At 38.7% G+C, this 24027-nt stretch carries 24 protein-coding genes; 11 read left to right on the top strand and 13 right to left on the bottom strand.

The genetic code is table 11. The features are described from left to right. Positions 1 to 55: 55 nt before the first annotated feature. Positions 56 to 628, bottom strand: coding sequence for a TlpA disulfide reductase family protein (locus KYH19_RS19180; protein ID WP_219076267.1), 573 nt, complete (start codon positions 626 to 628; stop codon positions 56 to 58). A gap of 221 nt (positions 629 to 849) precedes the next feature. Between KYH19_RS19180 and KYH19_RS19175 the strand changes: the two genes are divergently transcribed. Together KYH19_RS19175 and KYH19_RS19170 are read left to right on the top strand one after the other, a co-directional pair. After that, entirely contained in the window at positions 850 to 1137 is a 288-nt protein-coding gene (locus KYH19_RS19175; RefSeq protein WP_219076266.1) for a hypothetical protein, read from the top strand. 112 nt (positions 1138 to 1249) lie between these two features. Then, positions 1250 to 3568: a TonB-dependent receptor gene (locus KYH19_RS19170; RefSeq protein ID WP_219076265.1), complete on the top strand. Its 2319-nt coding sequence runs from the start codon at positions 1250 to 1252 to the stop codon at positions 3566 to 3568. A 217-nt stretch (positions 3569 to 3785) separates the two neighbouring features. On the opposite strand, the gene KYH19_RS19165 is transcribed toward KYH19_RS19170, so the two are convergent. The 3 genes from KYH19_RS19165 to KYH19_RS19155 all read right to left on the bottom strand — a co-directional run bounded on the left by KYH19_RS19165 (position 3786) and on the right by KYH19_RS19155 (position 6391). After that, positions 3786 to 4865, bottom strand: coding sequence for an NADH:flavin oxidoreductase/NADH oxidase (locus KYH19_RS19165; RefSeq protein WP_219076264.1), 1080 nt, complete (start codon positions 4863 to 4865; stop codon positions 3786 to 3788). Positions 4866 to 4967: 102 nt separating this feature from the next. After that, on the bottom strand, positions 4968 to 5957 hold the full coding sequence (locus KYH19_RS19160) for an aldo/keto reductase (protein ID WP_219076263.1): 990 nt from the start codon (positions 5955 to 5957) through the stop codon (positions 4968 to 4970). Positions 5958 to 5959: 2 nt separating this feature from the next. Beyond that, complete coding sequence (locus KYH19_RS19155) at positions 5960 to 6391, bottom strand: DoxX family protein (protein WP_255562476.1); 432 nt, start codon at positions 6389 to 6391, stop codon at positions 5960 to 5962. 214 nt (positions 6392 to 6605) lie between these two features. On the opposite strand from KYH19_RS19155, the gene KYH19_RS19150 reads away from it, so the two are divergent. The 5 genes from KYH19_RS19150 (at position 6606) to KYH19_RS19130 (ending at position 10644) form a co-directional block, all read left to right on the top strand. Then, positions 6606 to 7433, top strand: a complete 828-nt coding sequence (locus KYH19_RS19150; RefSeq protein ID WP_219076262.1) for an ATP-binding cassette domain-containing protein — start codon at positions 6606 to 6608, stop codon at positions 7431 to 7433. 3 nt (positions 7434 to 7436) lie between these two features. Further along, positions 7437 to 8255: a hypothetical protein gene (locus KYH19_RS19145; protein WP_219076261.1), complete on the top strand. Its 819-nt coding sequence runs from the start codon at positions 7437 to 7439 to the stop codon at positions 8253 to 8255. Between the two features lie 15 nt (positions 8256 to 8270). Then, complete coding sequence (locus tag KYH19_RS19140; RefSeq protein ID WP_219076260.1) at positions 8271 to 8645, top strand: GntR family transcriptional regulator; 375 nt, start codon at positions 8271 to 8273, stop codon at positions 8643 to 8645. Between the two features lie 4 nt (positions 8646 to 8649). Further along, complete coding sequence (locus tag KYH19_RS19135; protein ID WP_219076259.1) at positions 8650 to 9498, top strand: hypothetical protein; 849 nt, start codon at positions 8650 to 8652, stop codon at positions 9496 to 9498. A gap of 162 nt (positions 9499 to 9660) precedes the next feature. After that, positions 9661 to 10644 (top strand): alpha/beta fold hydrolase, encoded by a 984-nt coding sequence (locus tag KYH19_RS19130; protein ID WP_219076258.1) that lies wholly within the window; start codon positions 9661 to 9663, stop codon positions 10642 to 10644. A gap of 231 nt (positions 10645 to 10875) precedes the next feature. On the opposite strand, the gene KYH19_RS19125 is transcribed toward KYH19_RS19130, so the two are convergent. From KYH19_RS19125 to KYH19_RS19115, 3 genes are all read right to left on the bottom strand, one after another. Further along, positions 10876 to 11766 (bottom strand): DUF6263 family protein, encoded by an 891-nt coding sequence (locus tag KYH19_RS19125; RefSeq protein WP_219076257.1) that lies wholly within the window; start codon positions 11764 to 11766, stop codon positions 10876 to 10878. 13 nt (positions 11767 to 11779) lie between these two features. After that, positions 11780 to 12553, bottom strand: a complete 774-nt coding sequence (locus KYH19_RS19120; protein WP_219076256.1) for a zinc-dependent peptidase — start codon at positions 12551 to 12553, stop codon at positions 11780 to 11782. 79 nt (positions 12554 to 12632) lie between these two features. After that, a complete protein-coding gene (locus KYH19_RS19115; RefSeq protein WP_219076255.1) occupies positions 12633 to 13658 on the bottom strand; it encodes a Gfo/Idh/MocA family oxidoreductase in 1026 nt (341 codons plus the stop codon). Between the two features lie 105 nt (positions 13659 to 13763). On the opposite strand from KYH19_RS19115, the gene KYH19_RS19110 reads away from it, so the two are divergent. After that, positions 13764 to 14114 carry a hypothetical protein gene (locus KYH19_RS19110; RefSeq protein ID WP_025143454.1) on the top strand — a complete coding sequence of 117 codons (351 nt, stop codon included), beginning with the start codon at positions 13764 to 13766 and terminating at the stop codon, positions 14112 to 14114. A 955-nt stretch (positions 14115 to 15069) separates the two neighbouring features. Here KYH19_RS19110 and KYH19_RS19105 read toward each other — a convergent pair. From KYH19_RS19105 to KYH19_RS19090, 4 genes are all read right to left on the bottom strand, one after another. After that, the gene (locus tag KYH19_RS19105; protein WP_219076254.1) at positions 15070 to 15747 is read right to left on the bottom strand and encodes an OmpA family protein; all 678 of its coding nucleotides are present in this window, start codon (positions 15745 to 15747) and stop codon (positions 15070 to 15072) included. A 166-nt stretch (positions 15748 to 15913) separates the two neighbouring features. Then, positions 15914 to 16606: an ABC transporter ATP-binding protein gene (locus tag KYH19_RS19100; RefSeq protein ID WP_219076253.1), complete on the bottom strand. Its 693-nt coding sequence runs from the start codon at positions 16604 to 16606 to the stop codon at positions 15914 to 15916. A gap of 2 nt (positions 16607 to 16608) precedes the next feature. After that, positions 16609 to 18081 (bottom strand): DUF5687 family protein, encoded by a 1473-nt coding sequence (locus tag KYH19_RS19095; protein ID WP_219076252.1) that lies wholly within the window; start codon positions 18079 to 18081, stop codon positions 16609 to 16611. A 68-nt stretch (positions 18082 to 18149) separates the two neighbouring features. Then, complete coding sequence (locus KYH19_RS19090; RefSeq protein ID WP_219076251.1) at positions 18150 to 19430, bottom strand: replication-associated recombination protein A; 1281 nt, start codon at positions 19428 to 19430, stop codon at positions 18150 to 18152. 129 nt (positions 19431 to 19559) lie between these two features. Between KYH19_RS19090 and KYH19_RS24425 the strand changes: the two genes are divergently transcribed. Continuing rightward, entirely contained in the window at positions 19560 to 19805 is a 246-nt protein-coding gene (locus tag KYH19_RS24425) for a VOC family protein (protein ID WP_370630255.1), read from the top strand. Beyond that, on the top strand, positions 19751 to 19939 hold the full coding sequence (locus KYH19_RS24245) for a hypothetical protein (protein WP_255562475.1): 189 nt from the start codon (positions 19751 to 19753) through the stop codon (positions 19937 to 19939). The genes KYH19_RS24425 and KYH19_RS24245 overlap by 55 nt, the downstream gene beginning before the upstream one ends. 111 nt (positions 19940 to 20050) lie before the next feature. Here the strand turns inward: KYH19_RS24245 and KYH19_RS19080 are convergent, their stop codons facing one another. Together KYH19_RS19080 and KYH19_RS19075 are read right to left on the bottom strand one after the other, a co-directional pair. Then, entirely contained in the window at positions 20051 to 20992 is a 942-nt protein-coding gene (locus tag KYH19_RS19080) for an IS4 family transposase (protein ID WP_255562474.1), read from the bottom strand. 732 nt (positions 20993 to 21724) lie between these two features. Next, positions 21725 to 23023: an MFS transporter gene (locus KYH19_RS19075; RefSeq protein ID WP_219076249.1), complete on the bottom strand. Its 1299-nt coding sequence runs from the start codon at positions 23021 to 23023 to the stop codon at positions 21725 to 21727. Between the two features lie 184 nt (positions 23024 to 23207). Between KYH19_RS19075 and KYH19_RS19070 the strand changes: the two genes are divergently transcribed. Next, positions 23208 to 23939 (top strand): class I SAM-dependent methyltransferase, encoded by a 732-nt coding sequence (locus KYH19_RS19070; RefSeq protein ID WP_219076248.1) that lies wholly within the window; start codon positions 23208 to 23210, stop codon positions 23937 to 23939. Positions 23940 to 24027 lie beyond the last annotated feature (88 nt).

Raw genomic sequence — 24027 nt, 5'->3', positions numbered from 1 at the left:
TTTCAGCATCAAATTTTATTGATTAAAATTTTAAAGTTGATAAGACTGATAGAAACTAACGGCTACTTTTTAATTTATTAATGAAATCAATAATCTTTTGATCGGCATAATTTGCCACGCCTTCATGCCTGAAAGATAGCCTGCCCTGTTTATCAAAAATGACAGTTGTGGGCAAGGCACCCGCAAATACTTTTTCTGGAATATCACTATCTACTTTATAGATTGGCATTGCATATTTACGGTCGGACATAAACTTGCCCGATTTAGCAAAATCACCATCAGCATCTGCAAAAATAAAAACTATATCTTTATCCTCTTTAAATTGTGTATAAAGTTTGTTAATTGAAGGCATTTCGGCCCTACATGGCGGACACCAGGTTGCCCAAAAATTGAGAAAAATAATCTTCCCTTTTAAATCACCCAGATCAATCAGATTTCCTTCAACATCTTTAAACCGGATCCCGTTGAGACCTGCAACATTTTCTTTCGGCGTTTCAACAGTAGGCTTATAAAAACCAATCTCCATCAATCCTTTAATAAAAAATGCTTTTGCATCGGGTACAAAAACAATTACCAATAGGAAAATGACAAATAAAGCATTGAATATATTTTTCCTGATGAACTTCATTAATTATTTGTTTTCTGTATCGCAAATCATAACAAAATAGGTTTGCAATTGATATTTGAATAATTTATTGTACCGCTTACGTTAAACTATCGATTAAATAAAGGGTCATACCACTATAAATACAATGTTACTTTGTAAATATATATAATTGATTAAGAATTACTACTTTTGGCCTGTTGAAAAAGCATAGACAAAACATTCAAAAATATTTATCGGTATTTATGCTGATTGTATTTGCTATTGCTTTAACTCCCTGGAGTGTACTTCACCACCATAATCCTCTTCCGGTTGTGGAGAAAGAGGTTAACTGTAAACATGTTAGTCACGTACAGGCCCATGGCGATACCTGTTTAATCTGTAATGCGAGTTTTGAAAAAAACTATGTGCAAACGCACCACATTTACAAAATCTTCTTATCAGCTAAAATCTTTAACCGTACCGAACCTACGTTAAAGAATGCTTTTACCGAAATAAAGCGCACTTGCTTACGCGGTCCCCCATTAGCTTAATTTTTTCATTTCGAGCGCAAACGCGCTAAACCATTTTTTTAGATGAAACCTAAACTAGCTTCAAAAAGGCTATTTATTGGGCTTTCCGATCATTTTTATTTAAACACAACACATGAAAAAATTACAGCTTATTGGCTTGGTAATTCTATATACATTATTAAGCAATACCGCTTTCGCTGCCTTGCTAAAAGATATAAAAGGTAAGGTTATTGATGCCAGTACAAAACAAACATTACCAGGTGCTACCATTTTTATTCCGGATTTGAAGGTTTCGGCCGTAACCAACAATGATGGAGAATTTACATTGAATAACCTTCCTTCGAGAGGAAGTTACCTGGTTGAAGTACATTACGTAGGCTACAAAACCGCTACACAAGTGGTAAATTTTGCCAGCGCAGACGGATTAGAATTTTCTTTACAGCCTACTGCAATAGAAACAAAAGAGATCGTAATCACAGGAAGTTTAATCAGTAGCACGAGCAAACGAAATAGTGCTTCATCGGCAATAGTGGGCAAAGATCAGCTTTTGCAGCCTTCCACCAATTTAATTGATGCATTAACCAAAATCCCTGGAGTATCACAGATCACTACCGGACCTTCTATTTCCAAACCTGTTATCAGAGGTTTAGGCTACAACAGAATTGTAACTTTAGATGACGGAATTAAACAACAGGGCCAGCAATGGGGCGATGAACATGGTATCGAAATCGATCAGTTTAAATCAGACCGTATCGAAGTTTTACGTGGTGCAGCATCATTAATGTACGGTTCGGATGCACTTGGGGGTGTAATTAACTTATTAGAGCCTAGTTCAGCACCAGAAGGACAGGTAAAAGGTGAATTTATTAGCAATTACTCTACTAACAACGGACTTACCGCTAACTCATTAATGTTAAATGGTAACGAAAACGGCTTTGTTTGGAGAGCCCGTGGAACCTATAAAAATGCCTATTCTTTTAAAACGCCTAAAGGTTACTTCCCAAATTCCGGCTTTAACGAAACCGATTTAAGCGGTATGGTGGGCTTGAACAAAAGCTGGGGTTATACTCACTTAAATGTTTCCAACTTTCATAATAATATCGGTTTTTACGATCCTACTTTAGATGCGAATGGAAATTTCGTGAGAGAGGACAGTAGTTCCTTCACAAACAAAGATAATAAGAGTCGTACTTTAGAATATCCGCGTCAGGATATCAGGCACTTTAAAATTGCCTTGAACAACAATTTCATTATCGGTAATGGCAATTTAAAAGCTGATTTTGGTTATCAACAGAACCAGCGCCGCGAGTTGGAAGATGGTCCAGATCCATCATTATTCTTCGATCTTAAAACCTACAATGCCGATTTAAAATACTATATCCACGAAACGAACGGATGGCAACCTGTATTTGGTGTAAGCGCTGATGCAGGTCACAGTGAAAACAAAGCAAATGATGAATTTTTGATACCAAATTATAATACTTATGGTATTGGTGTTTTTGCTTATGCCAAGAAAAATTGGGAGAACAATACCTTTAGTATTGGTGCCCGTTACGATTATAGAAAGAATAATGGGAAACAATTATTCGTAGATAATGAAGAGCAATTTGCACCTTTTCGGAATAAATTTTCTAATGTGAGTGGTGCACTAGGCTTTACGCATCAATTTAACGAAGAATGGAACTTTAAAGCGAATGCGGGTTCTGCTTTCCGTGCACCAAATCCAGCTGAATTAGCATCAAATGGTGTACATGAAGGAACTTTCCGCTATGAAATAGGCAACTCCAATTTAATGCCAGAACGCAGTTATCAGGTGGATGCCGCTTTAGAATATGAAGGAAAAATTGTGAGTGCAAGTGCAAGTATCTACAACAACTATATTCACAATTATATTTACGCATCTACCAATGGGGAACAAAGAGTAGCTGAAGGTACACTTTATGATGTTTACCGCTATGGACAGGTAAATGCCAACCTTTATGGTGCTGAGGCCAGCTTAACCATCCACCCGGTTCCGTTTATCCATTTCGAAAACACATTTGGATATGTTCATGCACAGAACAATACTTTAAACAGACCGCTTTCATTTATTCCCGCCGGAACATTGAGAAATGAGCTGCGTTTCGAACCTAAACTTAAAGGCACAAATGATGCATACCTTTCTGTAGGTATCAACTCTGCATTTAAACAAACCCGTGTGGATGATGTTTTTGAAACGCCTACCAGCGGTTATACCTTATTAAATGCAGGTATCGGCGCTACATTTAATTTAGGCAAACAACCGGTTAAATTATCGGTTTCGGCAAACAACCTGTTAAACCAGAAATATTATGATGCTTTAAGCAGGTTTAAACCAGGTCGCTTTGACCAGGAAAACCTGAATTTAGGCGTTTACAACCCTGGTAGAAACATCACTTTCGGATTGTATATTCCTTTCCAGGTGGTTAAATAAAATCATTAATTTCTTTATAACCAAAAAGCGGAGTGATCTCACGATCAGCTCCGCTTTTTGGTTTAAGTATGTTCTACGATAAATCGTCGTCATCTCGATCCGATATCTATCGGATGAAGCGTAGCGAAATGGAGAGATCTATCTAGACAGATTTCTCGACTGCGTTGCACTCCGCTCGAAATGACGGTAACCTGAAGGAGAGTCGCTGCCACCTCAACTACTTTTTAAACGTTTCCCTTTTTGCCCTCACATACTGATTTGGCCATTCAGTATTGTCGCCTAATACCTGGGCTGCATGTGTTGGAAAATAAGCATCACGCAACGATTCGCGGGCAATAAAAATTAAATCGGCTTTTTCCTGTTCCAGAATTTCTTCTGCCTGGTGCGCCTCAACAATTACGCCTACAGCACCGGTATAAATGCCGATCTCATTTCTGATTTTATCAGCAAAAGGAACCTGGTAATTTGGTCCGGCTGGGATAAAGGCATCAGGTACATTTCCACCCGAAGAAGTATCAATTAAATCTACACCCCGATCTTTTAATACCGCAGCCAATTGCAATGAGTCATTTTCGTTCCATCCGCCTTCTGTCCAGTCGGTTGCCGAAATGCGGACAAATAAAGGCAGGTTTTCGGGCCATACCGATTGCACAGCTTCAACCACATCAATGACTAAACGGATCCGGTTTTCGAAACTTCCACCGTAAACATCTGTACGTTTATTGCTCAGCGGACTAAAAAACTGATGCAGTAGATAACCATGTGCAGCATGTATTTCTACTACTTTATAGCCTGCATCCAATGAACGTTTAGCTGCTGCCCTAAACGCAAAAACAATATCCTGAATTTCCGATATCGTTAATTCGTGTGGTTCAACCTGCCCTTGTTTAAAAGGAATTGGCGATGGACCAACCGGTTTCCAGCTGTTTTCGCCCGCAGCAATCTGTTCGCCACCATTCCACGGCACCTCACAACTGGCTTTTCTGCCTGCATGTGCCAACTGAATCCCAGCTATAGCACCATTCTGATGAATAAAAGAAACGATCTGTTTCAGTTTTTCTACATGTTCATCTTTCCAGATGCCCAGATCGGCATAAGTGATTCTTCCATCAGCTGTTACCGCAGAAGCTTCCTGGATAATTAAACCTGCACCACCAACAGCACGGCTTCCTAAATGCACCAGGTGCCAATCGTTGGCAAAGCCATCAATAGCCGAATATTGGCACATCGGCGAGATCACAATTCTATTTTTTAGGGTTACATCCTTTATGGTTAAAGGAGAAAATAATTTGGACATATCTTTTTAATATTTTAACACTGAGGGCACGGAGAAATACACAGAGCACACCGAATGCTTTTCTCTGTGAAAAACTCCGTGTACTCTGTGGTTATATTACAATTAAAAACCGGCGTTCTCTAATTCGGTATTAATGAACTGAATTTCTTCAGCGTTTAATTTTACGTTTATCGCTCCTGCATTTTGTACCGCTTGTTTTTCATTCCTTGCGCCAACCAAAGCTATGGTTATGCCCGGGCGTTCAACCGTCCAGCGTAACACCAACTGAGATAAGGTAGCATTTTTCTCATCGGCCAACGGTTTTATTTTAGCCAAAAACGCATTTGTTTTTTCGATACTTTCCGGTGAGAAAAATTTATTACCCTGACGATGATCGCCTTCTTCAAACTTATAATCAGCAGTCATTTTTCCGGTCAATAAACCACGTTCCATCGGACTATAAGCCAGAACCGATTTATTGTTTTCGATACAATATGGAACAGTTTCCTCTTCAACACCACGGTTTACCATACTAAATGGGATCTGGTTAGAAATAATTTCTAAAGTCTGATCTGCTTCTTTTAATTGCGCTGCATCATAGTTGCATACGCCTGCATAACGCACTTTACCCTGTTCAATTAACCTGCTCACGGCTTCGAAAGTTTCGCTGATCGGTGTGGTTACATCAGGCCAGTGGATCTGGTAAAGATCTATATAATCGGTACCCAGCCGTTTCAAAGATTGCTCGCATTCGTAAATTACACTTTCTTTTCCGGCATATTTATAAATGTCGATCTCCTTTCCATCATTGTTTTTACTCTTAAAGCCGAAATCACCTTTGGCCAGATCCCAACGCATCCCGAATTTGGTTACTAATTGTAATTTATCGCGTGAAATGCCTTTTATTGCATCGCCTACAATTTCTTCACTATCTCCCTGACCATAAATTGGTGCCGTATCAATTGAAGTAACCCCTAAATCATAACCGGCTTTAATTGCATTAATGGCATCGTTTCTATCTGTGCTTCCCCACATCCAGCCGCCAGCAGCCCAGGCGCCAAATGTGATTACCGAAAGTTCTAAATCTGAGTTTCCAATTTTTCTGTATTCCATAATTATTTTTTAATGATTTGATCAACCGCATAACTGTTATGCGGCAGGTAAGCGAGTAGTACCGATAAAAATGCCACATGGATAAGTTGAGAAGGCAGTGCCTCCCAGTTCTCAATTAACGTTGTTCCGAAAATTAGCGCTAACGAAATCACTCCGGCAAATAATAACCCTTGCCTGGTAAATAAACCTAAGATAATCATTAAGCCTGCAATAAATTCGGCAAAAGGCAAAACATAACTGAAAGAAATAACCAATGCATCAGGCAAATACGATTTCGAAAATTGCCCCACCATCCATTTACTAAAACCAGCAAGTTTTGGTAAACGCACCAAACCATGTCCGAAAAAACTTAAACCAATTGCTAAGCGGCTAAGTAAATATGCCCATTTTTTATCCATAAATATCGATGTACTACAAACATACAATCTCCACATTAAGGATGTTTTAATGCAACAATTATTAGACTGATATTTTACCTTTCAATGGCGGAAAGCAGAGGGCGAAGAGCGGAGAGTGTGGAGCGTTAGGCGTATGACTGAAAACGCCTCACGCTATTCGCCTGACGCTCGCTAAACTTTTTTCACCAAAAATTTGGAGATAACAAAACAACATCATACTTTAGTGTATTATTTAACTAATACAGTAGATATGATCAACATTAACAATCTTAATTTTGGCTACAGTAAGCATAAGCCATTATTTAAAAATATGAGCATGCGGTTAAGCAACGGCCATATTTACGGTTTGCTCGGTAAAAACGGCGCAGGCAAATCAACATTATTAAAAAACCTCGCTGGTTTGGTGTATGCACAGAGCGGTACGTTGGAGGTAATGGGTTATGACCCTGCGAAAAGACAGCCCGCACTTTTAGAGCAGATCTGTTTTATTCCGGAAGAATTTTATTTACCATCGGTAAAAATTGATGAGTATATAAAAGCCAACGCCCCTTTCTATAAAAGCTTCGACCATAACTATTTCACTGATCTGATTAAAGAATTTGATATTCCGGTTGAACAGAAACTCATCAATATGAGCTATGGACAGAAGAAAAAAGTAATTATCGCCTTCGGTCTGGCCACCCAGGCTAAACTCGTGATTATGGATGAACCTACTAATGGTTTAGACATTCCATCAAAAGCACAGTTCAGAAAAATTATGGCTTCAGCAATGACAGATGAACGCTGTATTATCATTTCTACGCACCAGGTTAGAGATTTGGATAACCTGATCGACACAGTGATTATGCTTGATGAGAACGATATTGCCCTTAAAGCAACAGTAGAAGAAATTACTGCAAAATTAACCTTTAAAAAAGTAAAAGAAATTGATGACAGCATTATTTATGCTGAACCATCCCTCTCTGGTTATAACGCTGTAATGCCAAACTACCACCAGGAAGAAAGCAAATTAGATATGGAGCTACTTTTTAATGCCATACTCGCAGAAAAAATCAAATTTAAACCTCTATTCAGTTAAGCGATGAACAACACATTTAATATTAATCGATTTGGCTTATTGCTTAAAAGACAATGGCTTGATTTTGGAAAAATTTACCTGATCAGCCTTGTGGTATTGTTGGGAATTGTGGTAGGGCTTTACAGTTACAGTATACCCTCGCCTCTTAAGAGCAATAATTTTGACTACGACGGCGACCTTGATATGCGTTTCAGATATGGTTTATTTTTAATGCTGGGTTTCATTTTTATAAGCGTTGTTGCCAGCAGCTATTTTGCATTGCTGGGTCAAAAATCAAGAGCAATTTTAGAACTGATGACGCCCGCATCGGTATTCGAAAAATTTCTGGCAGGGGTAGTTTACACTGCAATAATAAGTTTGTTTAGCTACCTGTTGATCTTTTATTTAACAGATCTCGCTTTTGTAAAATACCTGAATGGTCACCTTGATGCTTTTAAAGGACTGTCACCCAATAACGCTATTGTTAAACCAGTTGAAACTATTAATTATCAGGTATTTAACGATGAAGGTTATAGAAAATATTGCAGCTATTTTTTCGCATTTCCCTTTCTTATTACCAGCGTATTCCTTTTAGGATCGGTCTACTTTAATCGTTTCCATTATATTAAAACAGCGCTATCTGTAATGGTCTTTACAGGCCTGGCATCTTACCTCGTGGTTAAACTTTCTATGTGGTTAATGGAAGGTAAAGTTGCCAATCATCATAATTTTAGAAAAGAAGATAGAGACTGGATTTTGCTAATAGTTTTATTGGTAACAAGCATTATCACCCTAATTATCTGGACGATTACTTACATCCGTCTAAAAGAAAAAGAAGTTTAATTACAAGGTATAGATATGGAATTTAGAGATAATAAGGCAATATACCTTCAAATTGCAGAATACGTTTGTGAACATATTTTGCTCGGAAAATGGAAAGCCGAAGAAAAAGTACCCTCAGTTAGGGAATTAGCGATTGAACTTGAAGTTAACCCAAATACAGTAATGCGTACCTACGAATTGCTACAAAATAAAAGCATTATCAATAATAAAAGGGGAATCGGCTTTTTCGTCAGTGATGATGCCATTGAACATGTGAAAAGCTACAGAAAAGTTTTATTTATGGATGATGAACTTCCGGTATTATTCAGGAACATTTATTTATTAAATATTGGATTTGATGAACTGAAAAGCAAATACGAAACATTTATAAAAGAAAATTTTAACGCTTAAAAATATGAAAACAAGCAATAAATTATTAATCAGCCTCGCGGTGCTATTAATTGTTGTCCCAATCTTAGTGGTAGGCATAAATATCAAGGTAAATTATACGGAAAAAGGTCCTGAGGATACCTATTTAGGAACACAAAACATCAACAATGAGTCTTTTGAACAAAAATCGAAAGAAAGGGTTAGCATTTCATTGCAATCGCCTTTCAATGCAGTTCAGATTAAAGATGCAAAGGGTTTTAGTGTACAACTTTTTGTAAAAGAAGATAACCAGTATGGACTTAAGATTCAAGAAAAGTTTAAAAATGATTTAAAGTATGAGGTAGATGCAAAAGGTGTACTTCAACTATCGATTAAAAATTTTAGTGAGGATAATGGCATTGAAAAAATTGTTATTGTGATTTACTGCCCGAAGATCAGCGAAGTTTCAGTTGCAAATTCAAACATTTTGGAATTTAGTGCACATTCTGATGCTGTAACCTTAAACTTAGATAATGTTGAAGATCTATTTTTAAGTGGGGATATTACGAACAACGATGCAAAAGGAAAAACCATAAGTGTAATTAACCCAACTAAGATTGGCAAACTTTACCTTAACCTAAATAAAACTAAATTCAGCGGTTATACAAATTCTTTTAAGGATCTGTATGTTATTGCAAATAATTCAGAAGTTGAAATCGGAAATATGGATGAAAACAACAAAACACCATTCCCTTTTGATAATCTGAGTATTAAAACAACAGATACCTCTAGAGTACAATTGCAAAATGTTAATGTAAAATCCTTTGTCGGCGATTTCTCCGATGCTACAACTTTACAGATCCCAACGCCTTTACTTAAACAGCTGTTTAAGTAATAATTTTAATCCAGATAAGATTCGTGTATCGGGATTTTTTATTCAATAATGTATTTTCACATACCTTTTCTTCTGGTTATGTAAAAAGGGCATGATTTTTAAGCTAACTAATTGGCAAAAGTTTAACTTGAGCCAATTAGTTTTTTACATTATTAGCCATCAATGAAGCGATACTTCCTTTTACTTTCCCTGAGCTTATTTGTTCTTAGCCACGTAAAGGCAAAAACAGATACCCTTTCTATCACCTTAGATAACGTTAAATACCCTTATCCTGTTAAATATTTTTCTATTAACACCGAAGGACAAGACCTTAAAATGGGGTATATGGATGTTGCACCTACTGCAAATGCAAACGGCAAAACAGCAATTCTTTTCCATGGAAAAAATTTTGGCGGTTATTATTGGGGCAACGTGATTAAAGCATTAACCAATATTGGTTATCGGGTTATTGTTCCTGATCAGATTGGTTTTGGAAAATCATCAAAAGCATTTATCCATTACAGTTTCCACCAGATGGCGGCCTGGAACAAAAAACTCCTGGATACCTTAGGTATTCAAAAAACGGTGGTTTTAGGCCATAGTATGGGTGGTATGCTGGCCACACGCTTTGCTTTAATGTACCCCGAAACAACCCAAAAACTACTGCTTGAAAATCCGATAGGTTTAGAAGATTATAAAACTTTTGTTCCTTACGTTACCACTGCACAGCAATACCAAACCGAACTAAAAACTACCGCAGAAAGTGTAAGAAAATATTATCAGGGCTCTTATTTTACGTATTGGAAACCTGAATACGAATACCTGGTTGATATTGCCGGAGGGGTAACCAACAGTGCTGATTATCCACGCTGGGCTAAAGTTGCCGCGCTAACTTACACCATGATTTATGAACAGCCTGTAGTTTACGAGTTTCAGAATTTAAAGGTACCTACCGTTTTATTTATCGGCAAAGAAGATAAAACCATTGTGGGCAAAGGTTTACTTACACCTGATCAACAGGCTTTACACGGCCAGTACAAACTTTTAGGCAAACAGACAGCTGCCAAAATTATAGGGGCTAAAATTATCGAGTTTGATGCCTGTGGCCATATTCCGCATATTGAAATTCCAACAGAATTCCTGGTGGCATTAACGGGGAGTTTGTAATTTTAAAAGACCTCGCAGGCTTCAGAACGGCGAAGCCATGAATGAGGCCACTAAAAACATCAAACACTCCGAATTAAACCTGCGAGGTCTAATATCTATGAAAGTCCAGGTAAATCTAACACTTAGATGTGCTAAGCTGGCTTAGGTGGTCAAAAGAAAATGAAGCAGTAAAAATAGATCTCTCCGTTTCGTTGCTCTTCAGTCGAGATGACGATCCAACTATAAACCTAATTAATTCACCTCTTTCCCCACGATTTTATTAATACCCTGCATATCAAAATCAATGTCCTGGCCCATTGATTTCATTTTCCCATACAACTCTATACGCAGGTGACTGTTCAGCACGATCCCAGTTTTAATATCAATAGATGTTTCCCCTGAGTTGGTCCCATTTAAATCGGTTTCCATTTTATTGCCCATAACCTCAAAACTTCCTTTTGATACTAATGCACCTTTTACGCTCAGGGTAGCAATCCCATCTTTCACTTCTTTCAAAGTGTATTCCGTAATGGTTTCTATAGGCATACTCATTTGCAGTTTTGTATCAACCGTCCATTTATCGCCAATTTTAACAGCTCTTTCCGGATATATCTTAAACGATGATTCCATAGTCTGTTTCACCACTTCTTCGCTGAACTGTTTGCTTAAGGCATTTTTGATCTGTTTTACCTGGCTGGTATCTGTGGTCATTTTTGACGCCATATTATCAAGCATTTTATCAATGCCCGCAACGGTTTTTATCCCTCCGTCTGGCGTTACCGTCATAAAAAAAGAAGCGCCCTTTAAGCCACTAAATGGATTTTTCTTGGTGCTGTCCTGCTCATCCGAATTATAGGTCATTGTAGTGCCCATCGCAATCGATTTCATAAAAATCCTGTTGTAGGTTACTTTCACATCTTTTTCTCCATTGTGGCCTTCGGTAATATCGAAAGTATAATCCGTGCCTATATTTTGGGTTAAATGCACATCCCGACCGCCAATTTTCTGATTGATGATCTGATCAGAGTTAATGGAGAAATCATACCGATAACCTGTTGGATAATTTTGCCTTAATACATAAGTTTTCTGCGCAAAACTGCTGATCGAAATCAGACTACAGATTATGGTTGCCAATACTCTCATTCGATAATTCATTTTAACCGGCAGGCTGTTGCGCAAAAATGCGACTTAACTGAAAATACAATTCGGGATGTTTATCTTTTAACAGTTCAGGCTTTTCAAAAAAATATTCAGAAACCACGGCAAAAAATTCAGCCTGATTGGTGATGGCATAAGGATTAATATCAGACTTGTTATCCTCAATTTTTTCCATTTCTTCATGCATCATTTTAATCCATGGTAAAGTGTACTCATGTGCCAATAAATTTTCAGGAACGCCATCAGTTGCCCCATCCGATTTATCCAAAAGATGGACAAATTCGTGTATCGCTGTATTTTCTTTGCCGGCACTTTTAGAAAAACCATGGCGCAGCGCCGAACGCGATAAAATCATCTGTCCGTTCATATAACCTGTACCCACCATACCCATAATATTCCTTTCCCCGCCATCAAATTGAAAATCCTTGTTAAAAGTATCAGGATATAATAAGACGCTGGTTAAGTTTTTGTATTGCCAGTCATCAAAACCAAAAATCGGAATCACGGCACTCGAAGCAATCAGCAATTCATCTAAAGTTGTCATTTCCAAACCTACCGCTTCAATTTTAACCGTACTAAAAAATGCTGCTACCTTTTGCTCAAACCTAAGTTTATCAGTCGAGTCGAGATTATGGTAGTAACCGACATAGTCGTCGAGTATTTTTCTGTCCACATCCGTCAAAGGCTCAACAGCAACCTTCTTTTTTTTAAGGACAAGGTAAAGGGCAATCAAAAAAATAGGGATTAAATAAGCAAATGGCAACGAGTTCATAATAAAGATTACAAAGATTAGAGTGATTACGCAGATTTAAGGTGATTACACCGATCTAATAGATTGTACGAATTGGAGGTTAGCTTTCTATGATTTCTAATTGAACCAGAACATCTTCCCTGGTAACCGGATATGGCTGATTATTGATTATCGCCTGATAAACAGCTTCGAAAAGGGGCAGATAACTTCCTACTTCAGATGGAATAGTCTCCTCGGTTTTGTTCCCATCTGCATCAATAGTGGTTAATAAACCATCTTTATTTGCAGGTTCAACGCCGTAACCCGGATCAGTTAATTTCATGCCGGCCAGCAATTGTTCTTCCTGAATATCTGTTCTTTGTTTAATAAAGCTACCATTTACGCCATGTAAAATGAAGCCTGGCTGTGGGTTTACCACCAACATACTCGAGGTTACAAAAACATTTACATTGTCGGGATAGCTCAATTGGATCGAGAAATAATCATCAACCAAGGTACCTGCCCTGTTTTTACCCAAAATTTTATGAAAATTCAATGGCTTGCCAAATAGACTGATCACCTGATCTAACAAGTGTGGGCCCAAATCGTATAACAATCCGCTGGCCTCTACCGGCTTTTCTTTAAATGCCTTCGGTCCGATTACATTGCGGTAACGATCGTAACGCAAATGAACTTCAACCAGCTTACCCAGCTTGCCACTATCGAGCACTTTTTTTACCGAAGTAAAATCGCTGTCCCAACGGCGGTTCTGGTAAAAGAAAATCTGTTTGCCAACGCTATCGGCCAGTTCGAAAAGTTCTTTAGCCTGTGCAGTATTAGCGGTAAAAGGTTTTTCAACCAGAATATGTTTATGTGCATTTAATGCGGCTTTCGAATGTTCGTAATGAAGGTTATTTGGGGTATTAATCACCACTAAATCAATTTCTTCATCGTTTAAAAGTTCATCAACGCTGTTGTAACTAATAATATTGGGGTAATCGTTAACTGCATTTTTATGGCTTCGCTCTACTACGGCCTTTAGATTGAAACCATCATGTGCATTTAGGAATGGCGCGTGAAAAACCTTACCTGACATGCCATAAGCTAATAAACCTGCATGAATTGTTTTATTGATATTCGTATCCATAGGTTATAAATGTAACCAAAAATACCATTACCATTCAAGCTTAAGTGTTAAAAAGCCTAAACGTTTTACTTAAGGCTTACACGTTTTTACACTATCTTTGCAGATATGAAGCCGTCGGAGATTAATGCCAAATGGAAAGTTTTACAGGAAAGGATTTCAACTGAATTTGATTCCGATTTTCCTGATTTAAAGGTGATGCTTTTTCTCATCGGCGTTCAGGAATTGGGCAAAGGTCCAAAGAAATACAGTAAACGCCAGAAAGAAGAACTGATGCACATTGCTACCTGCCGTTTATTGAGCGAAATGGGCTTTTATGAATTAGAGGGCTTGGATCAGGATGGTTGGCCGCACTGGAAATTAATCAAAGCCATTCCGCCTTATACCATGTTGGAGCAGGAAATGCTGATGAAATCGCTTGTAGTGAGTTATTTCGAAGATATTTATTCTGCAGACTAATTTCCTCACGGTGTTGGATGTTCCTATCTAACACGAATCTATTCGAAGATTTATTTAAAGCTTTTGGAAAGCAGGATCATCTGCTTTTTTTAATGTTAGCCGGGCTTTTCGCTGTATTTCCCAATCCGATAAAGAATCGGGATTGGGAGGATGCCGCTTCAATCCCGTTTAAGAAATTCTGCTGGTGCAACTATTTGGGGTTGCAGGTGCGCTGGAAAAACTCACGAAGTTGGCCCCGGCTTGGGCTAGCGAAACTTCGTCAGTTTGGCCTTATCAGCACCAAACCTAAGTTAACTAAACCCGACAGCAGCGGACACCGAACGTAGAGCGGTAAAGCGAATGACGGGGCTTTCGGAACCGATACAAACAGAAACCTGCTTTTCAAAAAACTAAAGAATATAAAAACTAGCAGTGTCAGATGGTAACATCAGACACCACAAAACCCAACGCTTAAAAACAAAAAACAGTGGATGTAAACTGAAGAATTAATTCAGGGCGACGAACAGGGAAAGCATCATATATTTTTTTTGCAAAGCAAGGCCATTCACATCTATTTAACTTTAGTCGGGCTTTTCGCTGTATCTCCCAATCCGATGAAGAATCGGGATCGGGAGGATGCCGCTTCAATCCCGTTTAAAAAATTCTGCTGGTGCAGCTATTTGGGGTTGCAGGTGCGCTGGAAAAACTTACGAAGTTTGCCTGGCCAGCACCAAACCTAAGTTAACTAAACCCGACAGTAGCGGACACCGAACGCAGAGCGGTAAAGCGAATGGCGGGGCTTTCGGAACCGATACAAACAGGAACCTGCTTTTCAAAAAAAGATGAGAATATAAACTAGCAGTGTCAGATGGAAACATCAGACACCACAACCCAACGCTTAAACACAAAAAACCCCGGTGAATGTACACCAGGGCTGCATATATAATGACCTCATAGGTAGAGGGAATGTGCGGTATTATCCTTGTTTTTGCGCTGATGCTTTTAATGCATCGTTAGCCACGATTACAATTTCTACACGACGATTAGCTGCACGGCCTGCGTCAGTAGTGTTATCTGCAATCGGTTCCGCAAAACCTTTACCCATGGTAACTAATCTTGATGATGGAACACCTTGAGAAACGGCATAAGCTTTTACAGCAGCTGCTCTTCTTTCTGAAAGCCCCATGTTATATTGTTCTGTACCACGGCTATCGGTATGGCCGATAATTTTGATATCTGTATCAGGATATTGATTTAGTGACGAAGCTAAACTCTGAATATTGGTTTTAGCTGCATCTTTTAAAGCAGTTTTATCGAAATCGAATAAAATACCACTATCAAATTTTACAATAATACCTTCTCCTTCACGAATAACTTCAGCATTAGGTATGGCTTTTTGAATTTCAGCCGCCTGTCTGTCCATTCTACGACCGATAAAAGCACCCGCTGTACCACCAATAGCACCACCGATTAAAGCGCCAACGGCTGTATTACCAGCTTTTTTACCGATTAATGCACCAATAACACCACCCGCTGCAGCACCAATACCAGCTCCTTTTTGTGTTTTAGTTAAACTATCACAACTTTGGAATGCCATCGAACCTACTGCTAATCCTATACTTAATGTTGCTATTTTTATTTTTGAAATACTCATGATATGATAGATTTATAATTTCTACCCGACATATTCAAACACAATGCCAAAAACTATTGGAACCATGTTTTTTGACCAATTAAGCTACAAATAGCAATCTCGCAGACAAAAAAAGGGCTCAGATAAATCTGAACCCAGACATATTGTATCATTCTTAGTACAAAAACTATGCAGAGAAATAACTCTCCAATTCTTTTAAAGTATTTTCGTCCGTTTTAAAATCTTTGATCACTTTCCCTTTTTCTACCAGAACAATCCTGCTACAAACATCGGTAACATGGTTTAAATCGTGACTGGAGATAAAAGTTGTCATGTTGCCTGCCTGTGCTTTTAACAAATTCTTTAAGCGGATCTGGGTGGTTGGATCGAGGTTGGCAAAAGGTTCATCCAAAATTAAGATCTCTGGCTTTTGCATTAAAGCGGCAGCAATACCCACTTTAACCTGGTTTCCCTTGCTAAAATCGCGGATGTATTTACCACTATTGAGAATTTCGCCATTAAAAAACTCGCCATATTGGTTAAGGTATGCAGAAACATCGGCGACACTTAAATTGTGTAAACTGCCAATAAAAATAAAATACTCTTCAGGCGTCAAATAATCGATCAGGAAACCTTCGTCCAAAAATGATGCGGTATAATCTTTCCAGGAATCATTCTGCATAACATTTTGGCCTTTCGATAAAACCTCGCCTGTGGTTGGGCGAATCAGATCTAAAAGCATCCTAAAGAAAGTAGTTTTACCGGCACCGTTATTTCCTACTAAACCCACGGTTTCTCCGGCAGCAATCTGTAGATCTTCGATGTTTACAACGGTTTTATCGCCATAAACTTTTTGTAATTTTTTAACTTCTAAAATCATAATTATTCTCTAAAGCCTTCGGCAATTTTATATCGTTGTTTTTCAAGTCTTTTTGCAATGTAGTTTACCCAGAAGCCCCGCATCAACAGCATAATCAAACCGAATATGCCTACTACAGCCAATCCCCAATAGGGTTTATTTAATATGCCAAAGGGTAAATACATTAAAATAGGTGTAAGTGCATAAGGAAACATTAAAAGCCATTGGGTTGCACCAGTTCCCTGGTAGTTAAAGCTTGCGGCTTTGGTAATATCCAGGCGTTTATAGTTTAAAGTAGCTAGGTAAAGCACGACTACTGTTCCAAAACCAATATTGTATAAATAAGCGGCTAAATGCAAGAGCAATAATTTAGGACTTAAAAAACCATAAAAACTGGCCAATAGGGTAATAATGGTACATCCTATAGTAAAAAGCAAAAACTTAGCCTTGATGTAATCTTTAAAATTAATTTTGTTGGCCAATATGCCATCAAAATGGGCACTTTGCCAGGCAAACATAAACTGGCCATAAATAATGATAGAAACGCCAGTCATAAAAATAGCACCAAACATCATCTGGCCAAAAGCATCACTATTGATTGCTTTTTCCTTATAGAAGATAAATCCATAAAAGAGGAAAAAGAACCCCAGAATTACCGCAGAGCGGGGGCGTTTGTGACGGAGAATTAATTTTAACTCTAAAGCAGCCAGTTCGCCAACCTTGCCAAACCGGTTAAGGAAAGCATAGTCGGTACTGCCCTTTTTCTCTTGTTTACTACTTAACTCTTCTACATATAAGTTTTTACGTAAGAAAGTAGAGTTAAGGTAAAATATAGCTAAAGCTGCCAGGGTAAACACAAAGCCATATAAAGGATGTGTGATGATGGCTTTGAATACAAAATCGGATGCGGCCATAATAGAAATTACCTTATAATATTCTAAAGCAGCAAAAGCAGCAATTACAACCAGCCCGAAAAAGGTGTAAAGTGTATTGGTGATTGATTTCCGCTTAATGTATAACACCAGGTAATTATTGAAAACCATCACCGAAAATATCGAAACGAGATACATCAGCAGAACCAGTGCTCCATATTCAGGCAAAATCTTAATGAAACAGAAAGGCAGAAAAATAAAAAACGGCCAAAGATTAAATGCGGAAAATAGTGCCTTAACATTTAAAAAACTGATGATTTTGCTTCTCGAAATCCTCAAATGCAGATAAGGAATAATACTTAAGGTTGGCAGCTCCTGAAACTGCAGGCGCATGATAAAATCGAATGCAAAATAATAAAGGATAATGCCGTTAAAACTGGAGATGACCTCTTTGTTTGGGAAAATTTTTGGCAGGAAATGAGACATTCCAAAGCCTACGCCAACGGCAATAGCCAGAAAGTATAACATAAAGAAACCCAAAACAATCTGGCCAGCAATACTACTGCCTCTGTTCCGCGAACGCCAGAAAGATTTTCTTTGATGGCTTAAAAAAGTACTCAACATATTTAGTTTAGGTATTTGATTTTTAGTCAATATACCTAATTAGTATGCATTTGGGAAAAAATGTTACACTAATATTTGTATTTGTCTTTCCAATTTTGCCTTAGCTTTTCGCGCAGTTTCTCTTCCGCAGCATTTTTACCCGGATCATAGAGTTTTGTGCCGCTTAATTCTTCCGGAAAATATTCCTGGGGTGAAAAATTACCTTCGTATCCATGCGAATACTGATAATCTTTCCCGTAACCGATATTTTTCATCAGTTTGGTCGGTGCATTGCGGATATGTAAAGGTACAGGTAGATTCCCGGTCTGTTTAACCAAAGCCTGCGCTTTGTTAATGGCCTCATAAGAGGCATTGCTTTTTGGAGAACTGGCCAGATAGGTTACACATTGTGATAAGATAATCCTTGCCTCCGGGTATCCGATAACATTAACCGCCGTAAAACAATTATTGGCTAACAAAAGTGCATTCGGATTAGCATTGCCGATATCTTCTGAAGATAAGATTAATAACCTGCGGGCAATAAATAAAGGATCTTCTCCACCTTCAATCATCCTGGCTAACCAGTAAACCGCAGCGTTGGGGTCGCTACCACGGATTGATTTAATAAATGCAGAAATGATATCGTAATGCTGTTCTCCTGCTTTATCATACAGCGCGAGGTTTTGTTGTGCATGGGCCAGCACATTCTCATTAGTGAGCACGATTTTATTTCCACCGATGCCATTGATGGCAATTTCTAGTACGTTTAAGAGCTTTCGTGCATCACCACCAGATAACCGGATTAAGGCCTCATGCTCTTTTATCGTGATTTTTTTCTCGGCAAGAACAGCATCTTTTTTAATGGCTGTTTGCAACAAACCGACTAATTCCTCTTCTGTGAGTGATTTTAAAATGTAAACCTGACAACGGGAAAGCAAAGCGGAAATAACCTCGAATGATGGATTTTCAGTTGTTGCACCGATTAAAGTAACCAAACCCCGTTCAACTGCGCCCAACAAACTATCCTGTTGCGATTTGCTAAACCGATGGATCTCATCAATAAACAAAATGGGCAAACCCAGAAAGCTATCTTTTAGCTGCGCAGCCCGATCGATTACCTCTCGGATATCTTTCACGCCACTGTTAATGGCACTCAAATTAAAAAAGGGTCGGTCTAATGCCTGCGAAATGATATAGGCTAAAGTAGTTTTTCCTACTCCCGGAGGTCCCCAAAAAATCATGGATGGCAGCTGACTGCTTTCGATCGCTTTGCGTAACACCGCTCCAACTCCTACTAGATGTTTTTGCCCAACATATTCATCGAGATTTTGTGGGCGCATACGTTCGGCTAAAGGAGGCAGGTTTTGCATAATGGTAAATATATAAAAATTGAGTATTTTGTTTGTCGATAATTTACTAACCAAATATCGAATACATAAACCCTAAATGATGGTTTAGCTAAAACAAAAGGACAAGTGCTTTAGTTCTAATTTATTACTATGAACATTAAAAACTTAGACCATCTTGTACTTACGGTTGCTAATTTAGAAAGTACCTGCAGGTTTTACAGTCTTGCCTTGGGAATGGAAATTATTGACTTTGGTAAAAACCGAAAAGCGCTGAAGTTTGGTAATCAAAAATCAATCTTCACCAATATGGAAGTGAGTTTGAGCCAAAAGCATTTAAACCGATGCCGGGTACGGCCGATTTATGTTTTATTACCGATTTTCCACTTCCTGAGGTGATGCATGAACTGAAAGAAAAATGTATCGAGGTTGAAGAAGGGCCTGTAGAACGGACGGGAGCAAATGGTAAAATTATTTCTATTTATTTGCGCGATCCGGATATGAATTTAATTGAGGTGAGTAATTATTTGTAGTTTTCATTTATTAAAGCTGTTCATTTTTATTCACCATCTTAGTCACCTGAGATCATCTTAGTTATGTGCATAAAACTTTCATTGTCCTCGTTTTCAACCATAGCCGTTAACTTAAGCTCTAAATATATCATTTAACGTTTGGAATGCTGGCTTTTTGCCTTTTTTAGGTTCTAATAGAAGTGATTTGATTATTGGGCATACGTATTCATCATACCATTTTAAGACACTAATTTCTTTTCTTGCCATTCTCCTGATGACTTCTGTGATTGTTCTAAGGTGCTTGAAGACTTTCCATGTTGAGCAGGCTTGGTTTTTAAACTTCTGAACGGCTATAGAATCGACACACCTGTATATTTTCCAGTTTATTACTATCCTGAGCAATTTAGCGAGAAGCTGACATTCAACACGGGCTTTCTTCACCGCTTTTACTTTATGGATCCCGAAAAGTGATTTCCAGTTCTTGAACATAAGCTCTATCTGCCATCTCAAACGGTATAGTTCCGCCACCATTTCGGTCCCCAGCTTATCTTTTCCAACATTGGTTATAAACAGACTGAACCTTGCCCTGTTTTTGTACTCATCAGTTAGTGCATAACCTTGTCTTTTTGCCTGGACGTTCGCTTTTCTAATCCGTTCTTCCCATACTGCCCGGGGTACAGGTACGGCTACCAACCTACATTTTACCGTTTCATTACCCTTACCAATGGTTACACCAAGCTCACTTATGTTCTGTCCTGCAGTGACCATGGCCCGGTATTTTTCTGCCCAGTCGATGTACTGTCCCGTTTCTCCTTCCAAGGGCCTACAGGAAGGATGTAGTCTGTTTAGGAAATAAGCCTGCCGCTCAACAATCCCCGACAGATAGCCCTGGGTAACATACCCCAGGTCCCTGATGTGCAGTTCACCCTTGCCTATACGGTCAATGTGTACGCCCGAATATCTTTGGTCGTTCTCTGTTGCCCTTGTGAAATCAAGGGTTTTCCAGCAGCCACTCTTTATATCAAATGCATACTGGATATTCATAAGTGAATTCCCTGCTGCAAAACGCCCCATGGGTGGATAGGCTTCTGAAAGCCCCCTTTGGAAGATGGAATTTACAGGAGTCAGCGATGATAACTGCAGAAAAGGCTGACCAGTCCCTGGCGTCAACAAAATCCATCCTGGCCTGCATCTGATCGGAAAGAACAGCCCGGACAAATTCCACACTGCTCTGGTTAAAGCGTTTATGCAGTGCAACCTTGCTCACGCGGATACCGTTATGGAGCACCATGTCATCACATGAATCCTGGAGGCTGAGCTGCCCATGTTCCTGATCAGCGAACATCAGGCATTCCAGGAAATGTTCAGGGGCAAGCTTCGAAGACCGTTTCATGAAACCTGCACTGCGTGCGGTAGCCCTTACTTTATCAGTATCAAGCAGGCGGTCCAGCTCTGGTGAAAGAATATTCAGTGAGCTTCCGGAAATAATATCCGGTGATAGAAATAATGCGCTTTTTCCCTAAGAAAAGGAACATTATTTTAAAAAAAATAGTATTTTTAATATAGAAAAAGGCGGCATTTCCACCAAGAACTAGCCGCCTTTTAACTAAAAAAACAAATATGGGAAAAATCTAATTGCTTCGCACAATGGCGAAGCCCTGTCTTTTTACTAATTTTAAATCTACTTTTAAAAATTAAGTTAACGGCTATGGTTACAAACGAGGACTATTTAGGAGAGATCTATCCAGCTAGATTTCTCGGCTGCGTTGCACTCCGCTCGAAATGACGACAGATAGCACAAAAAATCTAATCCTCTATCTTCGAGTGGTGCTTCGTATCTTTCATAGTCGTATACAAAACCAGCGAAATCAAAATACATCCGGTTACATACCAGTAGAAGTAGTTTTCGTGACCGATATTTTTAAACCAAAGCGCAAAGTATTCTGCCGTGCCACCGAAAATAGCAACGGTTAAAGCATAAGGCAAACCCACACCCAAAGCCCTGATTTCAGCAGGGAACAGCTCGGCTTTAACCACAGCATTGATACTTGTATAGCCACTTACAATAATCAAGGCACCGATCATCAATAAAAAAATAATTGTGGTATTGGTTTCGCCTGCTAAGCCTGTTAAAATTGGATAGGTACATAAAGTGCCCAATACCCCAAAACCGATTAACAAGGGCTTTCTACCGATTTTATCAGATAACAAACCAAACAAAGGCTGCATAATGGCAAAAACCAGCAACGAAATGAATGATAACGTTGTAGAGGTCTCTTTACTGAGGTGAACCGTATTCACCAAAAATTTTTGCATATAGGTACTAAATGTGTAAAAGGCAATTGTACCGCCCAAAGTTAAACCTACAACCGTAAAAATCTCTTTCGGATATTTCAATAGTACAGCGATGCCTCCTTTTTTGTCTTCTGAATTTTTACTTTTAAAGGCTGCCGTTTCATTGATATGTCTACGCAGATATAACGCAATAAAAGAGAGTACAGCACCAATAAAAAAAGGAATGCGCCAACCCCAACTGTGTAACTGGGCAGGAGTAAGTAACCAGTTCTGCAAGATCAGCTGAATCCCTAAAGCTAATAATTGTCCGCCAATCAAGGTTACGTACTGAAAACTTGAATAAAAGCCACGGTGCTTTTTGGTGGCCATTTCGCTTAGATAAGTAGCAGAGGTTCCATATTCGCCACCGGTACTCAAGCCCTGTATCAATCTTGCAAATACAAGCAACAGTGGAGCGGCTATACCGATTCGTTTGTAACCTGGGGTTAAACCGATAATCAACGAACCTATCGCCATTATTAACACAGAAAGTGTCATCGCGCGTTTTCTGCCTAATTTATCAGCAATGCTACCAAATAACCAACCTCCAATAGGGCGCATTAAAAATCCCACGGCAAAAATGCCTGCAGTATTCAATAACTGGGCCGTTGGATTGCTATTCGGAAAAAAAGCCGGAGAAAAATAAAGTGCAAAAGCAGAATAGGTGTACCAATCGTACCACTCAACAAGATTGCCAACCGAACCACCAAAAATAGATTTCAGCCGGTATTCTACGTCCTTGATTTCGTCTTTTTGTCCTGTTTTTTCCATAGTATAATATTGAATGAGAGAATGAGTAAGTGATTGAATGAATGATTCAATAACCCAATATGAAACTTAAATTAACCCCAGTTGTTAATCAAAAATATAATAATTTTATAAAGAAAGAGCGGAGTTATTTTCATCGCGATTACATTTACTCCTTCCGCCATTCAACATTCAATCATTAATAAAAATGAAAGATAACTTTTCTACCCAATCTGCCGATTACGCCATATACCGACCAACTTATCCGCCGGAATTGTACGATTATCTTTTTAGTCTGCTAAAAAACAAAGAAACTGCCTGGGACTGTGCTACAGGGAATGGCCAGGTTGCTCGGGTGTTGGCTCAGCATTTCGGATCGGTTTATGCAACAGACATTAGCGAAAATCAATTAAAAAATGCTTTACAGTTGCCAAATATCACTTACAAAGTTGAACCAGCAGAACAAATATCGGTTGGTAATGATAGTTTTGATCTGATTACAGTAGCACAGGCCATCCACTGGTTTAATTTTGAAGCATTTTACGCAGAAGTAAAGAGAACACTAAAACTAGGCGGACTTTTTGCAGTAATTGGTTATGGGATTATGTCTATCGATAAAAAAGTAGATAAGGTTATCCATAAACTTTATGAAGATATATTAGGCAAATACTGGGATAATGAACGTCGCTATATTGAAGAAGGTTATAAAACCATTCCATTTCCTTTTGAAGAAATAATTGCACCACATTTTCAGATCAAAACCACATGGAGTTTTAACCAGTTAATTGGCTATTTAAATACCTGGTCTTCCTTGCAGCATTACAAAAAAGCCAATGATCGCAATCCACTCGAGTACCTGTTTACCGAGCTAAAAGAAGCCTGGGGTGACGATGCAGAGAAAGATGTTCATTTCCCGATTTTATTGCGGGTTGGACGATGAATTAACCACAGAGGCAACAGAGAAACGGCACAGAGGTCACTGAGTTGTTTCCAGTTAGGGATAGCCAATAGCCTCCGTTTACTATGTG

Origin of the sequence: Pedobacter sp. D749 (genome assembly GCF_019317285.1) — a bacterium.
Taxonomy (GTDB): domain Bacteria; phylum Bacteroidota; class Bacteroidia; order Sphingobacteriales; family Sphingobacteriaceae; genus Pedobacter.
This window is presented reverse-complemented; position numbering and strand designations above follow the sequence as displayed.

Excerpts from the sequence above, each read along its gene's own strand:
- KYH19_RS24245 (WP_255562475.1), top strand. The coding sequence starts at position 19,751 with ATGCCGGGTACGGCCGATTTATGTTTTATTACCGATTTTCCACTTCCT.
- KYH19_RS19090 (WP_219076251.1), bottom strand. The coding sequence starts at position 19,430 with ATGCAAAACCTGCCTCCTTTAGCCGAACGTATGCGCCCACAAAATCTC.
- KYH19_RS19150 (WP_219076262.1), top strand. The coding sequence starts at position 6,606 with ATGATCAACATTAACAATCTTAATTTTGGCTACAGTAAGCATAAGCCA.
- KYH19_RS19080 (WP_255562474.1), bottom strand. The coding sequence starts at position 20,992 with ATGGGGCGTTTTGCAGCAGGGAATTCACTTATGAATATCCAGTATGCA.
- KYH19_RS19130 (WP_219076258.1), top strand. The coding sequence starts at position 9,661 with ATGAAGCGATACTTCCTTTTACTTTCCCTGAGCTTATTTGTTCTTAGC.
- KYH19_RS24425 (WP_370630255.1), top strand. The coding sequence starts at position 19,560 with ATGAACATTAAAAACTTAGACCATCTTGTACTTACGGTTGCTAATTTA.
- KYH19_RS19135 (WP_219076259.1), top strand. The coding sequence starts at position 8,650 with ATGAAAACAAGCAATAAATTATTAATCAGCCTCGCGGTGCTATTAATT.
- KYH19_RS19075 (WP_219076249.1), bottom strand. The coding sequence starts at position 23,023 with ATGGAAAAAACAGGACAAAAAGACGAAATCAAGGACGTAGAATACCGG.
- KYH19_RS19100 (WP_219076253.1), bottom strand. The coding sequence starts at position 16,606 with ATGATTTTAGAAGTTAAAAAATTACAAAAAGTTTATGGCGATAAAACC.
- KYH19_RS19165 (WP_219076264.1), bottom strand. The coding sequence starts at position 4,865 with ATGTCCAAATTATTTTCTCCTTTAACCATAAAGGATGTAACCCTAAAA.
- KYH19_RS19160 (WP_219076263.1), bottom strand. The coding sequence starts at position 5,957 with ATGGAATACAGAAAAATTGGAAACTCAGATTTAGAACTTTCGGTAATC.
- KYH19_RS19180 (WP_219076267.1), bottom strand. The coding sequence starts at position 628 with ATGAAGTTCATCAGGAAAAATATATTCAATGCTTTATTTGTCATTTTC.
- KYH19_RS19115 (WP_219076255.1), bottom strand. The coding sequence starts at position 13,658 with ATGGATACGAATATCAATAAAACAATTCATGCAGGTTTATTAGCTTAT.
- KYH19_RS19105 (WP_219076254.1), bottom strand. The coding sequence starts at position 15,747 with ATGAGTATTTCAAAAATAAAAATAGCAACATTAAGTATAGGATTAGCA.
- KYH19_RS19095 (WP_219076252.1), bottom strand. The coding sequence starts at position 18,081 with ATGTTGAGTACTTTTTTAAGCCATCAAAGAAAATCTTTCTGGCGTTCG.
- KYH19_RS19120 (WP_219076256.1), bottom strand. The coding sequence starts at position 12,553 with ATGAACTCGTTGCCATTTGCTTATTTAATCCCTATTTTTTTGATTGCC.
- KYH19_RS19125 (WP_219076257.1), bottom strand. The coding sequence starts at position 11,766 with ATGAGAGTATTGGCAACCATAATCTGTAGTCTGATTTCGATCAGCAGT.
- KYH19_RS19145 (WP_219076261.1), top strand. The coding sequence starts at position 7,437 with ATGAACAACACATTTAATATTAATCGATTTGGCTTATTGCTTAAAAGA.
- KYH19_RS19110 (WP_025143454.1), top strand. The coding sequence starts at position 13,764 with ATGAAGCCGTCGGAGATTAATGCCAAATGGAAAGTTTTACAGGAAAGG.
- KYH19_RS19155 (WP_255562476.1), bottom strand. The coding sequence starts at position 6,391 with ATGTGGAGATTGTATGTTTGTAGTACATCGATATTTATGGATAAAAAA.
- KYH19_RS19070 (WP_219076248.1), top strand. The coding sequence starts at position 23,208 with ATGAAAGATAACTTTTCTACCCAATCTGCCGATTACGCCATATACCGA.
- KYH19_RS19175 (WP_219076266.1), top strand. The coding sequence starts at position 850 with ATGCTGATTGTATTTGCTATTGCTTTAACTCCCTGGAGTGTACTTCAC.
- KYH19_RS19140 (WP_219076260.1), top strand. The coding sequence starts at position 8,271 with ATGGAATTTAGAGATAATAAGGCAATATACCTTCAAATTGCAGAATAC.
- KYH19_RS19170 (WP_219076265.1), top strand. The coding sequence starts at position 1,250 with ATGAAAAAATTACAGCTTATTGGCTTGGTAATTCTATATACATTATTA.